Raw genomic sequence first — 280 nt, forward strand, 5'->3', positions numbered from 1 at the left:
TCCGCAAAGAGTTTGCGGACGCAAGCCTGCCAAGACTCACCCTATAAGACTAGGACGCCGTTTCTCGGTCGCTTACGGCCTTGTTGCTGACAATACCGCCATCGCGGATCTTGACCCGCAAGGCGTCGAAGAACACGACCGGGTACATTGCTTCGAGCGGGCGGTTCTGCCAGGCGATGGTCTCGGCCATGACTTCGTCGGTTACCGAGCTGATGAAGTCCGGGGAGACTTCGGTTCCGTAGTTCTCGGCCAGAAACGCCTGGATCTCGCGCACGCTCAT

General features: G+C 58.9%; 1 pseudogene. It reads right to left on the bottom strand.

What is annotated here, in order from left to right:
• Positions 1-73 precede the first annotated feature (73 nt).
• Positions 74-280: pseudogene (locus tag J8I34_RS34540) on the bottom strand (transposase); the annotation flags it as partial.

This window comes from Cupriavidus phytohabitans, from assembly GCF_017815025.1.
In the GTDB taxonomy this organism is placed as follows: domain Bacteria; phylum Pseudomonadota; class Gammaproteobacteria; order Burkholderiales; family Burkholderiaceae; genus Cupriavidus.